The following is a 12,392-nucleotide window of genomic DNA, read 5'->3' as shown; positions in this document are numbered from 1 at the left end:
CTGTCCGTATTCGGCGAATCCGCGCTCACTGCGGAACGAGCGCGATGCGGTCGGTGCGCATGAGTGCCTGCTGCTGTTTCAGCAGCCGCAAAGTGGGGGTGACCTCCACGTCGGCGATGCCGTCGAGCGGGCCGAGCCGCTCGGTGACGTACCGGTAGAGGTGCGCGGTGTCCCGGCAGACGATCGACGCCGTCAGATTGGACGGACCGGTGGTCGCCGCGACGAACGCCACCTCCGGATGGGTCGTGACGGCCCGGCCCACCGCGTCGAGCAGGGCGGGGCGCACGTGCAGCCAGATCGTCGCCCGCACCGTGTATCCCATGCGCTCGGCGGCGAAATCGATATCGAAGTACAGCACCCCGGCCTTCTGCAATTCGGCCATGCGGCGCGCGACTCTGGTTGGGCTCCAACCGGTTTCGGCCGCAAGCTGGGCGTAGGAGGCACGGCCGTCGCGGGCCAGCGCGGCGAGCATCACCTCGTCGCTCGCCGACAGTTCGACCGGCGCGTCGGGGCCGGTGTCGTCGCGGGGCGCGCGCCGAGGTCCCAACGCCCGCAACTGATCCGGGGTGAGTAGATGCCCGAAGCGCGGCCATTCCTCGTCCATCTCGAACCGGTGCATCATCTCGTACGCCCGCAGTCCGGTCACCTGGCTGGCCTTGGGAAGTGTGTTGAGCAGCAACCGGTCTCGCTGTTCGGTGGTGCGTGGCCGGATCACACACGTCACCTCGGAACCGGTGGACAGCAACGCCACCCAGCTCACATCGGGCAGCCGCGCCAGCGCCTCGGCCAGCCGCAGCGCCTTGTCCGGGGTGGACTGCAGGCGCAGCAACCACCGGGTGCTGCCGAGCGGCACCGCGTTGACCATGCCGCAGATGTGCAGCATGCCGCGCTGCCGCAACGACCGATAGCGCCGGGCGACGGTCTGTTCGGAGACGCCCAGGATCGATCCGAGCCGTGCGAAGGCGATGCGCGGGTCGGTCACCAGGGCGTGCACGATCTGTCGATCGAGTAGATCCAATACGGAGGATTCGAACTGAGTCTCGGTCATATTAGGCGGAATCCAATACGAATCGACGGACGGCTAGGTGGATATTCAAGCATGCCGCACGCTTGGCGTCGATATTCCTCACTCGATCTTGGAGGCCACCGTGCGGAAATGGCTGCCGCTGTTCGCCGCGTGTCTCGGCACGCTGATGCTGCTCATCGACGTCACGATCGTGAACGTCGCGCTGCCCGATATCGCCGCCGATCTCGGCACGGGCCTATCCGGACTGGCCTGGGTGGTCGACGGATACGCACTGGCCCTCGCGGCGCTGCTGCTCGTATTCGGTTCGCTCGCCGATAGATTCGGCGCCAAACACGTCTATCTGGCGGGGCTCGTCGTATTCGCGGTCGCCTCACTCGTCTGTGGCATCGCCGAATCCGCGGCGATTCTCGTTGCGGCGCGGGCACTTCAGGGCATCGGCGGTGCGGCGATGTTCGCGACGACGCTGTCGCTGCTGCATGCGACGTACACCGGGCGCGACCGCGGCGTCGCGTTCGGCGCGTGGGGTGCGGTGTCGGGTGCGGCCGCCGGTGTCGGCGTCGTACTCGGCGGCGTACTCATCGACGCGCTCTCGTGGCGCTGGATCTTCTTCGTGAACCTGCCGATCGCGGCCGTGGCGATCGCCTTGTCCGCCATCGTTTTCCGGCCGTCCACCCGACGACGGGACCGGCGGGTCGACCTGGCGGGCATGCTCACCTTCGCGGTATTCGCCACCGCGCTGACCTTCGGCATCATCCGCGGCGGTGAATACGGCTGGGCCGACGGCATCGCACTCGCCGGGCTGGGCGTCGGCATGGCCGCGATCGTACTGTTTGTTATCGTCGAATCCCGTTCCACCACACCGATGTTCCCACTCTCACTGCTGCGCAATCGGGAGTTCACGGCCACCCTGCTCGCCGCGGCGGGCATGAACTTCGCCGCGTTCGCGTGCAGTCCGCTGGTATCGCTCTGGTTGCAGCAGCCGCTGCGGCTCAGTGCGCTGCATGCCGGGCTGTCGATGCTTCCGATGGCCGCGACGTCATTCCTGGTGTCCGGCGTGTTCGGCAGGTTGCTGCACGATGTCGGCCCTAAGTGGACGATCGGCGGCGGGTTGGTCGTGACGGGCGCCGGAACCGGGCTGTTGACCGTTATCGACGGCGAATCATCCTGGACCGCACTGATTCTCGGTTATGTGGTCACCGGGATCGGGATCGGCGTCATCGCGCCGTCGCTGGTGGCGGTCGGCATGGCCGCGGTGGCGCCGCAGCAGAGCGGTATGGCGGCGGGCGCGGTGAACACCGCACGCCAGCTCGGGCTCGCGCTCGGTGTCGCGGTGCTCGGGACGGTGTTCCGTGAGGTCGCCGGTGCGGAGCACCCGACGGTGCGCTCGGACTTCGCGGCCGGACTCGACTGGGCGGTCGCGGTGGCCGCGGCGGTGGGTATTGTGCTGGGGCTCATCGCATTCGGGCTGTTCTCGAGGAAACCCGCACCGGAGATGGATACCGCGCCGGACGAAGTCCTCGTCGGCTGAGCCGGATCCGGCGATGGCACCACCCCGCAACGGTGCCATCGCCGTTGCGCGCGAGGCGATTACCACTGCGGCAGTACGGCATCCGCCTCGTCCGGGCCGCGCGATCCGAAGATCCGCCGATCGGCCTCGGCGATCGGCACATCGTTGATGCTGGCCTCGCGGCGCGACATCAGGCCGTCCGGTGCGAATTCCCACTGTTCGTTGCCGTAGCTGCGCCACCACCGCCCGGACTCGTCGTGCCATTCGTATTGGAATCGCACCGCGATCCGGTTGCCCTCGAACGCCCACAGATCCTTCCGCAGCGCGTAACCGTTCTCCTTGGCCCACTTCCTGGTCAGGAATTCGACGATCGCGGCGCGGCCGGTGAAGAATTCGTCGCGGTTGCGCCACACCGAATCCGCGGTGTACGCGTCCGCGACCCGCTCGGGATCGCGGGTGTTCCAGGCATTTTCGGCGGCACGGACCTTCGCCTTGGCCGATTCGAGGTCGAATGGGGGTCGCATGATTTCCCTTCAAGGATTGACGGGTGACAATTCCGGCCGAGTCCAGCGCAATGGGTAGGCGTCGCGCAACTCCACCACCTCGCTGATCGTGAAGTCGATCGAGCACTGCGCTCCCGCCGCGAAAGTGTCCGGATCCCAGATTAGTTCGGCGGTTCCGGTGAGCTGTAGTGCGCCGCCGGACCAGTCCGGGATCAGCAGTCCGCAGCGCGGATCGTCGGCGATATTGCCCAACGTCATGAACATCGAGTTACCCCGGTAGTCCGGCCAGCGCAGCCGGGTGGGCGAAAGCACCTGCAGGAAGCCGGGATTCCCGCCGCGGTGCGAGGCGTCGGCATTGCCTTCCGCGTCGGCGGTGGCGACGAAGAAGGTGTCGGCGGCGCCGATCGCCTCCCGCTGGCGGGCGTCGAGTTCGGTGCCGCGCACCGAACTCGGCGGCTGGGCGGCGGGCAGCCGGGATTCGATATCCCGGATCGATATGTATTTCGGGCAGTTCGAGTACACCTGATCGGTGACGATGCGCAGCCCGTAGTCCGCGGGTTCGGCGGTGCCGTTGGCCCGCATTCGCCTGCGCCGCTGCGGTTGCAGCGCGATCATGCCGACGTGGGTCGGCCGAGCGAGGGCCGCCCGCAACGGATCTCCCGGCACGGGCCGGGCCGCGATACCGATCGTCCCGGTGTCGACGGCTCGCACGAAACCTGGCGCGCCGGTGAGCTGACTCGCCCACATCCGGCCGTCCGCATCGGCGGCGGCGAGCACGACCAACCGCTGCTCCGCCAGGAAAAGCGCGGCGACGGGCGGGATTTCGGCCGAGATGATCCGGCCGACCCGCGTCGCCGTATCCGCCTGACCCATGCGCCGTTGGACCGCGAGTTCACCGGAGTGAAAGGGTGTCATGGCAAACCTCTTGTCGGGCCGGGCATTCGGCATGCTCTCGGAGCAACAACGCTGCGGCTCAGAAAAATCCGCACGTCGGCGCGTCGCCGCTCGGCGCGGGTGCGGTCTCGGCGCCGGCGGGCGCGTACACCTCCAGCCGGATGCCGTCCGGGTCGGCGAAGAAGATGCCGCCCGACGCCGCACCCTCGCTGTGCGCGACCACACCGTCGTAGGCGAACCGCACCGACAGCTCGCGCAGCGCCGACTCGATCTCGCGCACTTGGTCCATGGACTCGACCTGGAACGAAAGATGGTGCAGGCCGGGTGTTTCCGTAGCGAAATCGCCGGTGCTCTGCTGCCACAGCGTCAACATCGGCGCACCGCCGAAGCCGAGGAACGCGAAGCGGCGTCCGGCCGCACCGCCCGCCCGCAATTGCTCGAAACCCAATGCCCGCCGGTAGAACTCGACCGATCGCTCGAGATCGGACACATTGAGCCCGATATGTCCGGTGGTGAGCTGCGCGGTGGTCATGAACCCTCCCAGAAACTAACCGTTAATATTGCTTTAGTGGTTAGTACGCTAACCGGCGGCCACAGCCGCGTCAACCGGTGATTTAGTAATAGATGGTTAGTCATCCGGCCTATCGGAGGAGGTCGATACCCTCAGTCATGCGCGATCCACGCCCACATCTCGGCGAACCGCTGGCACTGGACCTGCTGAATACGCGGTGGATCGGTGACGGCCCGCAGGACCTGCTCACCGGCGTCGACGGCCTCACCATCTGGCTGCGCTCCACCGGACTCGACGGCCAGGCCACCGCGGACGCGCGCACCCTGGACGCGGTGCTGGCCGCGCGCACCGCCATCTACGACACGGTGCGGCATGCGAACCACACCGCGCTCAACGACATCCTCGAACGCGGCCGGATCAGGCGCACCCTCACCGACTCGGGCCCCGTCGATATCCCCGATATCCCGGATCCCGCTTGGGTACCGGCCTGGCTCGCCGCCGACAGCCTGCTACAGCTGCTCGCCACCGCACCGGGCCGCATCCGCCAGTGCGCCCACCCGGAGTGCGTCCTGTTCTTCTACGACACCTCCAAGAACGGCACCCGGCGCTGGCATTCGATGGCGACCTGCGGCAACCGCACCAAGGCGGCCAGGCACTACGCCAAAAAGCCGGAGGCTCAGAACAATTCGTCGAGCAACCGGTAGTACTCCAGCCGCCGCTCGTCCGGCTCGGCCAAACCGTATGCCGCGAAGAATCTTTCGACCTCGCCCGCACCGAAATCGTCGCGCAGGTCTCGCACGGCCAGCGCCAGATCACGGTAGCGATCGGCGACGCCGAGCGCGCCGACGTCGATCACAATACCGCCGAGGAGCACATTCGATGGCGTGTAATCACCGTGCGCGACAACAAGTTCCAGCTCCGCCGGGCGCTCGTCGCGCAACCGCGCCAGAATCTGCTCGGGTGCGAGGCCGTGGTGGTCGAAGTCGTAGTCCGCGGGATCCACCGATCCGGCCGCCACTCGTTCGGCGGCCCGCGCCAGCACGGCGTCCAACCGCCCGTCGAACGGGCAGGTCTCGATCGGCAACCGGTGCAGCCCGCGCAACGCCTCCCCCAGCAGCGCGCCGGGAGCCGGATGCCGGGCCAGGCTCGGCGCCCCGGCATCGGCGAGCACCAACACATCCCGGTCGAAGACCACCACCTCGGGCACCGCGATCCCGTGCTCGGCCAGCCAGCGCAGCCGGGCATGCTCGTCGATCGCATGCGGACCGCGCTTGACCCAGTACCGCCCGTCGACGAGGACGACCCCGCCGCTCATACCCTCATGCGCGGTGGAAACGGTCGGCGCCGCGCCGAGCACCTCGGCCACCGCCCGCGGCAGCCCGGTGGTATCCATCCGTGAAATCCCTCGATTACCAGCGATTTCGCGGTACGTCGAATTCCGAGCACAACGCCCGCCAGACCTCGCGCGGATCGACCCCGGCCTCGATGGCGGCCGATCCGGTCCGCCCGCCGAGCGCGGGGATCACGTGATCGGCCAGCAGCGCGTCGCCGCGGGCCACACCGAATTCGGTATGCAACAGCTCCTGGAACTCCGTCAACCGCACCGTGCCCAAGATACAGGCCTGTCCTCGGAGTCCGGCCGGACACCTTCGCGGTCCAGCTCGTCGCCTGGCAAGGTTATGAGCGTGCCCCGATGGACCCCTCTCATCAGGTGGAGAAGGAGCCGATACCGGGGTTGTATCGGCGACGACGACAATGCGGCCAGACAGCGAGGGGCCCTGGGAGGCTTGCTACGGCATGCGCACGGTGTCGAGCACTTCGTGACAGATCCGGATCGGGTCGGCGACGTCCGTAGCGCCCGCCGCGGCCCGGCGCGCGGCGGTCGTGAAGCCGGGCTCCGCGAGCACGCGCTCGACGGCGGCGCGGAGCGCTTCGGCGGTCAACGGCCGAACGAGTAGCGAACTACCTTGTCGCACAGCGCGGTTGGCCAACTCCCACTGATCGCCGCCACCCGGAACGGTGACGATCGGCACACCGGCCGACAGCGATTTGGCGAGCAGACCGTGCCCACCGCCGCCGACCACCACGGCTGCCTGCCGGAGCAGTTCGTCCTGCCGCCCCAAACCCGCTGTGGCCCAGGACGGTAGGTCGGTGGGTGGCGTGTCGAGCGTGGAAACGGCCGCTCGCACACCGGTTCCGGCCAGTGCCCGCAGCACCGTCTCGACCATGCCCGTGACACCCGTGTGCGCCGTGGACGGGGCCACCATCACCAGCGGACCGTCGCCCGGCGGCGCGGGCAGGACGGCCTCGGTCGGCTCCCAGAACAGCGGGCCGATCACGTGTGCGCGCTCCGGCCAATCCGGGCGCGGGACCTCCAACGCGGGCAGGGTGGCCACCAGTCGGGCGGCCGGGCCGGGATCCGTTGCCGGCAGGCCGATTCCGCGACGCGCCTGCGCGCGCTGCAGTTCGCCGCGGCGCACCGCACGGGCGCTGAGCGCGCGCAGCAGCCGGTCGCGCATCCGGCCGCGCACGCCGACACCCGCCGCGAGCCCACTTCCGATGGGCGGCAACGCCTTCGACGGCAGGTACAGCGGATGCGGGGACAGCTCGACCCACGGCACGCCGAGCCGTTCGGCGGCCATACCACCGCCCGCGGTCAGCACATCGGAGACCACGAGTTCCGGCAGCATGGCGCCGAGGTCGGGCAGGATCTCGGTCGAAATATGCGCCGCCCGTTCGTGAATGCGCCTGCCCGCATCGGCGTCGTCCTCGTTCGGGCGCGGTGCCAAACCCTTCAGCCTGCGCACCGCGATGCCCGCCGCCTTGGCCTGCTCGAACCAGCGCGGGCCGGTGAACAGCACCGGTTCGTCGCCCGCGGCCAGGAAGCGCAGGCACAGCGCGATCGCGGGGAAGGCATGCCCGGGATCGGGCCCCGCGACGACGGCTACTCGCATCCGCCTAGCGTGCCACACCCGTCGTCGGCATGATCGCACCGCTACGCCGAGACTTCACCCGCATTTCACCTACGCCGCCTACGGTCTAGACCAATACGTTCCGAGCTGGGAGTACCGATGCGGATATCCACCGTCGACGAATTGTTCGCCCTGCTGGCCGACTGCGCCGACACCTGGGATATGCCCGACCGCGGCGGCGACCCCGTCGACATCCTCGACCACGATCTGCAATGCGCCGAACTGCTGCGGCAATGGCAACCCGACGATGAGGAACTTCAGGTCGCCGGGTTGGTCCACGATATCGGGCACAAACTGGCGCCGGGCGACGATGCGGGACACGGCCGCAACGGCGCCGCAGCCGTACACGCGCTGCTCGGCGCGCGGGTGGCGCGGCTCGTCGAATTGCACGTCGTCGCAAAGCGATACCTCGCCGCCACCGACATCGCGCACACCCTCTCCCCGTCCAGCCGGCGCACACTGATCGCGCAGGGCGGTCCGATGGATCCGGCCGAGGCCGAAAAGTTCCGCGCCGACCCGGATTTCGCGGCCGCCGTCACCCTGCGCCGCGCCGACGACGCGGGCAAGGTGGTCGGACTGGCCGTCACGCCGCTGAAATCGTGGCGCGCGGTCGTCGAACGCGTTGCGGCGCAGGCGATTCAGCCCGCGAAGTAATACAGCTCGAAGCCGACGGCGCGCTCGGCCGGGAAACCATCGATCGGAGCGGTCGATCGATCGACGATGGCGCGCACCTGATCCGCGACCGGTTCCGGGCTCAACACCTCGAGGTAGCGGCGATGCTCGGACAGCGATTCGATTGCCTTGCCGACAGTTTCGGTGACATCCACCGCATGCGTCACCGTCGGACTCGCCACCGCCGCCCAGCGCACCGACCACGGCGCGAGCTCCGCGAGCTCCGGGAAGATCCACTCGTTGCCCGCATCCGAAATGGCGTCGAGCCCGGCCCGGCCGACAGCCCGATGATCGGCGCTGTTCGCATAACCCTGCCGCCAGGTATCACCGAAGTTGGCCAGCACCACCAGTTCCGGTCGATGCCGCCGGATCGCCCGCGCCAGATCGCGCCGCAGCTCCAAACTTTCCTGCACCCGGCCATCCGGATAGCCGAGGAATTCCACCTCGTCCACGCCGACCGCCTTGGCCGACGCGATCTCCTCCGCCTCACGCAACGGACCCGATTCGGCGGGCGGCAGTCCGGCGATACCCGCCTCACCGCTGGTCACCAGCACATAGCGGACATCCTTGCCCTGCCCGGTCCAGCGCGCCACCGCGGCCGCCGGACCGTATTCGATGTCATCGGGATGCGCGACGATGACCAGCGCGCGCTCCCAGTCCTCCGGAATCTGTTCCACGAAACGATATTCAACCCGATACGAGGAAGGCCGCGCGCTCGCGGGCAGAGCGAGCGCGCGGCCTCATACGCACACCGACAGCGGATGATTCCCGGCATCCGCCACCCGGCGCTAAAGCTTGCTGACCGTGTTGTTGTTCGAGCCCGACACCGCCTTGTACAGCAGGTACAGCCCGAAGACGATGGCGCTGATCACCAGAATCGGGAACAGTCCCTTGATCAGCGCACCCAGAATGGCCAGCGCGATCCAGACGACCGCGACGATACCGATGATCTTCCACAACATTTCGTGCCTCCGAAGGCTTGCTCCGACAACCGCCGCCGTGGCGATCCGACAACTCCATGCTGGCAGGCATCGGCCGAGAAATCACCAGGTGAGAGCCGATATCCGGGTGGAAATCAGGGTTGTCCCTGAGATTCGGGTGAGGCCGTATACGATTGGGTCGTGATCTTCTCCTATGGAAAGGGTGCTGTGCACCCGTACCGGTGAGGCCCGGAAAGTGGCCGGTTTCCGACGGAACCGATGACCAGGCCACTCTTCTCACCACGCTGCTCGCCGCATTTCCTGCGGCCCTTGCCGATGACGTGTGCGTCGTCGCGCAGATGTTGCCGGTCGGCCACTTGCCGTTGATTGAGAATGGTTGCAGTGTCTGGGTCGGTGGTGAGCACCTGAACATTCCGTACCGCGTTTGCAATCCTGAACCAGCCGAGCACATTTCACGTCGGCTGTCGGCGACGCAGACCAAGATTCTGCATTGCCTCTACAGCCGCCACAGCGACGGCTATGTGCGCCAACGCCATCTCAGACAGATCATCAACGCCACCGACCCGTGGATCGTCCCCTACGTCGTCGAACTTGTCGGCGAATATGTGCTCGACATTGTCCTCGACATCAAAGACGGGCTCACCGATGTCGTTACAGTCGAGACCGCCCAGCACGAGGCTTACGGACGGTTCGCGGCCGCCAATCCCGAATTCCTCCACCTGACCAGCCAACGCGTAACCAGCTACTGGAACCGCTACTACCGAAACCGCTACCCGCGCCGCTACTACCCCGGCCGCATCGTCATCGGCGAGCTGGGAGAAGCCGCAGCCGCCTATGGATACACCGGCGATACCGAATTTCGCCACGGCACACCGGCGAGAACCGACCGCACCATCCCCATCAACAAGATCCAGTTCGACAGGCAATTCCAATTCCCCCGCCCACGCCACTGGGCCCGCGCGGGCAGCCTTCCGATCATGCGACGTGACCGGGTCATCCCACGGGTCGACGGTGTGCCGCTCACCGATCTGATCGACAGGTTCGAGCTCGACGCGGGCATGCGGCCCGCAGGCGGAGCATACGGTGGCCTCGTCCCCGCGTACGCGCGGTCGCTGCGGATGGATGCCCACTTCCACGGAATGTCCACCATGGCAATGGGATCGAAGATACCCGTGCTCGTGTGCGAATGCGGCGAATGGGGCTGCTGGCCGCTGCTGGCCGAGATCACCGTGACCGACGACTTCGTCATCTGGGATCGTATAGAACAGCCCTATCGTCCGGCACGTGACTACACCGCGTTCGGCCCGTTCCGGTTCAAACGCAAGCAATACGACAGGGCCTTGCGGGATCTGAACAAGCCGATCAGCTGGAGCATCACCTGATCGACCCAAGTCGGCACTCACCTCGCACATAACGCGGGCGTACGAGTGAGCACAACCGTTGGGCCGCAGTTGATCTCGCGAGTATCAGCTTGTACTCGAAGGCTCGTCTTCCTCGCGGAAACGGCCTCTCGCCCGCATCAGTTCCAGCGCCGCGACCGCGACCGGTTTGATCCGGCCGGGCCAGCCCGAAGCGATGAACTCCGCATCGGAGCAGATCCGCGGCGTCGCGGCGCAGGCATCGAGGAGTACTCGCTGAACCCTGTCGAGCACAGTCACCTCTGCCGGTGTGAACGTTGACGATTCGCGCCATCGCCATGGCGCGTCGTCGTCGATCGTGTCGAAGAACTCGTTGACGTACTCCGCGTTCCCCCAGGTACGAACACCTTCGTCTCCTTCGGCGAGGATTTCCAGCGCCTCCATCGCTCGGTTTCGCAGCCGCTGCTCGACAACCCGCTCGCTCGGCTGGTCCCGGTCGTCCACATTGGTGATGCTAGTGGTGGAGCGCCTGTTCGGGCGGCCCGAACAAGCAACGGCGCTCGAATACGTTGTCCGATGGTCGAATTCGTCAAGCGGATCACCCGCACAATGCGTGGGTGAGCAAACCGGGGACGTCCCGGGTGGTGGGTGTGCCGGTGTAGGAGAAGGTGACCGCGCGCCCGGCCGTGGTGGCGAAGGAGACGGCGGAGAACCCTCGGACGCCACCTACATGGCCGAAAACCTTTGTGCCGCAAGGTAGTTGGGTGTATGCGAGGCCGAGACCGTAGGACATGCCGTCACCGTTGCCCATATCGACCCCGTTGAGCATCTGCTGTAGCTGGGCCTGCGGTACCACCTGCCCGGCCAGCAGTGCGGTGTAGAAGCGGTTCAGGTCGGCGCCGGTGCTGACCAACGCACCCGACGTCCACGGCTGTGACGGCTCGATGCGCGTCACATCGGTGACGGTGCCGTTGATGGTGGCGTAGCCGGTCGGATGCGGGTCGCGCAGACCGGTTTCGCCGGTGGCAGGTAAGTAGGTGTCGGACAGGCCCAGCGGAGTGAGAATGCGGTCGCGCAGTTCATCGGTGTAGCGGCGTCCGGTCACCGCCTCGATCAACATGCCGGCGACGATGTAGTTGGTATTGGTGTATTGGAATCGGGTGCCGGGGACGAACTGTGCGGGACGCCGCAACGCCAGGGCGATCTCCTGGCCGGGATTGAAGGTGCGGCCGTCCCGTGCCGCGTCGTACTCGTCGGTCTCCGGGGATTCGGTCGCTGCAGGCAGCCCACTTCGATGCCCCAGGATCTGACGGACGGTGATCGCGCGCCCATCGACACCGTCGCCGATGAGCAGGCCGGGCAGATAGGTGTCGATCGACCGGTCGAGGTCGACCCGGCGTTCGGCCACCAGTTGCAGCGCGATGGCGGCGGTGAACGTCTTGGTAATGCTGCCGGCCCTGACATGTTCGGGAATATCGGTAGGGATCGGCGACCCTGCGGCGATATCGGCGACACCGGAAGCGACGACGATGTTCACGCCGTTTTCGGAGAGCGTGGCCACCGCCCCGACCGCGCCGGAGCGGATCAACGCGTCGAGATCGCCGCGCACCCTGTCGACGGCCGCTGACGGTATCGCGGAGGGCTCGACCGGGCTCGCGGTGCAGGCGGACATCAGCACCGCTGCCGCGCAGACCGGGACGGTAAAGGCTTGTAAACGCATGATCCGACGGTAGGAACCCAAGGCCCGCAACCACATTGGACTGTGGTACTGCCGCACCTCGAACTCGAGTATCAGTCGCTTGGACACGGCAGCAGCTGGTGCGGACGAATTATCATCCGGCACAGACCACGATCCCTGACGCTGCGGCCATCCTACGTGGTATGTCAGGACACGCAGTTCTCGCCTAGACCCGGGACGACGTCGCCTGCTTGCGCCTCGGTGGTGTTGATCCCCTCGCACCGGCAGTCTGGTACCGCAGCCCAGTGTCGTTGCCGCACAAGATAATC

Annotated in this window: 15 protein-coding genes; 4 read left to right on the top strand and 11 right to left on the bottom strand. The window is 67.0% G+C overall.

Features of this window, described 5'->3' with window-relative positions; genetic code table 11:
- Window positions 1–25: 25 nt before the first annotated feature.
- Window positions 26–1,048 carry an Lrp/AsnC family transcriptional regulator gene (locus LGY53_RS10985; protein WP_225726551.1) on the bottom strand — a complete coding sequence of 341 codons (1,023 nt, stop codon included), beginning with the start codon at window positions 1,046–1,048 and terminating at the stop codon, window positions 26–28.
- Window positions 1,049–1,148: 100 nt separating this feature from the next.
- On the opposite strand from LGY53_RS10985, the gene LGY53_RS10980 reads away from it, so the two are divergent.
- Entirely contained in the window at window positions 1,149–2,555 is a 1,407-nt protein-coding gene (locus LGY53_RS10980) for an MFS transporter (protein ID WP_225726550.1), read from the top strand.
- 59 nt (window positions 2,556–2,614) lie between these two features.
- Here the strand turns inward: LGY53_RS10980 and LGY53_RS10975 are convergent, their stop codons facing one another.
- From LGY53_RS10975 to LGY53_RS10965, 3 genes are read right to left on the bottom strand one after another with little or no spacing between them, the layout of a single operon-like run.
- A complete protein-coding gene (locus LGY53_RS10975) occupies window positions 2,615–3,058 on the bottom strand; it encodes a nuclear transport factor 2 family protein (protein WP_225726549.1) in 444 nt (147 codons plus the stop codon).
- A 9-nt stretch (window positions 3,059–3,067) separates the two neighbouring features.
- Complete coding sequence (locus tag LGY53_RS10970; RefSeq protein WP_225726548.1) at window positions 3,068–3,952, bottom strand: pyridoxamine 5'-phosphate oxidase family protein; 885 nt, start codon at window positions 3,950–3,952, stop codon at window positions 3,068–3,070.
- A 58-nt stretch (window positions 3,953–4,010) separates the two neighbouring features.
- Complete coding sequence (locus LGY53_RS10965) at window positions 4,011–4,463, bottom strand: VOC family protein (protein WP_225726547.1); 453 nt, start codon at window positions 4,461–4,463, stop codon at window positions 4,011–4,013.
- A 137-nt stretch (window positions 4,464–4,600) separates the two neighbouring features.
- Here LGY53_RS10965 and LGY53_RS10960 point away from each other — a divergent pair, with 137 nt between their 5' ends.
- Window positions 4,601–5,146 (top strand): CGNR zinc finger domain-containing protein, encoded by a 546-nt coding sequence (locus LGY53_RS10960; protein WP_225726546.1) that lies wholly within the window; start codon window positions 4,601–4,603, stop codon window positions 5,144–5,146.
- On the opposite strand, the gene LGY53_RS10955 is transcribed toward LGY53_RS10960, so the two are convergent.
- From LGY53_RS10955 to LGY53_RS10945, 3 genes are all read right to left on the bottom strand, one after another.
- Window positions 5,119–5,835 (bottom strand): aminoglycoside 3'-phosphotransferase, encoded by a 717-nt coding sequence (locus LGY53_RS10955; protein WP_225726545.1) that lies wholly within the window; start codon window positions 5,833–5,835, stop codon window positions 5,119–5,121. The two genes, LGY53_RS10960 and LGY53_RS10955, sit on opposite strands and share 28 nt — an antisense overlap.
- A 16-nt stretch (window positions 5,836–5,851) precedes the next feature.
- Window positions 5,852–6,046: a DUF3046 domain-containing protein gene (locus LGY53_RS10950; RefSeq protein WP_167476376.1), complete on the bottom strand. Its 195-nt coding sequence runs from the start codon at window positions 6,044–6,046 to the stop codon at window positions 5,852–5,854.
- A gap of 186 nt (window positions 6,047–6,232) precedes the next feature.
- On the bottom strand, window positions 6,233–7,396 hold the full coding sequence (locus LGY53_RS10945) for a glycosyltransferase (protein ID WP_225726544.1): 1,164 nt from the start codon (window positions 7,394–7,396) through the stop codon (window positions 6,233–6,235).
- 117 nt (window positions 7,397–7,513) lie between these two features.
- On the opposite strand from LGY53_RS10945, the gene LGY53_RS10940 reads away from it, so the two are divergent.
- Entirely contained in the window at window positions 7,514–8,068 is a 555-nt protein-coding gene (locus LGY53_RS10940) for an HD domain-containing protein (protein ID WP_225726543.1), read from the top strand.
- Here LGY53_RS10940 and LGY53_RS10935 read toward each other — a convergent pair.
- Both LGY53_RS10935 and LGY53_RS10930 read right to left on the bottom strand, forming a co-directional pair.
- The gene (locus tag LGY53_RS10935) at window positions 8,053–8,763 is read right to left on the bottom strand and encodes a PIG-L deacetylase family protein (protein WP_225726542.1); all 711 of its coding nucleotides are present in this window, start codon (window positions 8,761–8,763) and stop codon (window positions 8,053–8,055) included. The genes LGY53_RS10940 and LGY53_RS10935 overlap by 16 nt on opposite strands.
- 111 nt (window positions 8,764–8,874) lie before the next feature.
- Window positions 8,875–9,048, bottom strand: coding sequence for a hypothetical protein (locus LGY53_RS10930; RefSeq protein ID WP_225726541.1), 174 nt, complete (start codon window positions 9,046–9,048; stop codon window positions 8,875–8,877).
- A gap of 200 nt (window positions 9,049–9,248) precedes the next feature.
- On the opposite strand from LGY53_RS10930, the gene LGY53_RS10925 reads away from it, so the two are divergent.
- Window positions 9,249–10,409, top strand: coding sequence for a hypothetical protein (locus LGY53_RS10925; protein ID WP_225726540.1), 1,161 nt, complete (start codon window positions 9,249–9,251; stop codon window positions 10,407–10,409).
- 84 nt (window positions 10,410–10,493) lie between these two features.
- Here the strand turns inward: LGY53_RS10925 and LGY53_RS10920 are convergent, their stop codons facing one another.
- On the bottom strand, window positions 10,494–10,829 hold the full coding sequence (locus LGY53_RS10920) for a hypothetical protein (RefSeq protein WP_225726539.1): 336 nt from the start codon (window positions 10,827–10,829) through the stop codon (window positions 10,494–10,496).
- A 154-nt stretch (window positions 10,830–10,983) separates the two neighbouring features.
- Complete coding sequence (locus tag LGY53_RS10915; protein WP_225726538.1) at window positions 10,984–12,105, bottom strand: serine hydrolase; 1,122 nt, start codon at window positions 12,103–12,105, stop codon at window positions 10,984–10,986.
- Window positions 12,106–12,392: the final 287 nt, after the last annotated feature.

The sequence above is a fragment of the Nocardia sp. JCM 34519.1 genome (assembly GCF_020361265.1).
In the GTDB taxonomy this organism is placed as follows: domain Bacteria; phylum Actinomycetota; class Actinomycetes; order Mycobacteriales; family Mycobacteriaceae; genus Nocardia; species Nocardia arthritidis_A.
Note: the sequence above shows the minus strand (reverse complement) of the source record. Positions and strands in the feature narration are given on the sequence as shown.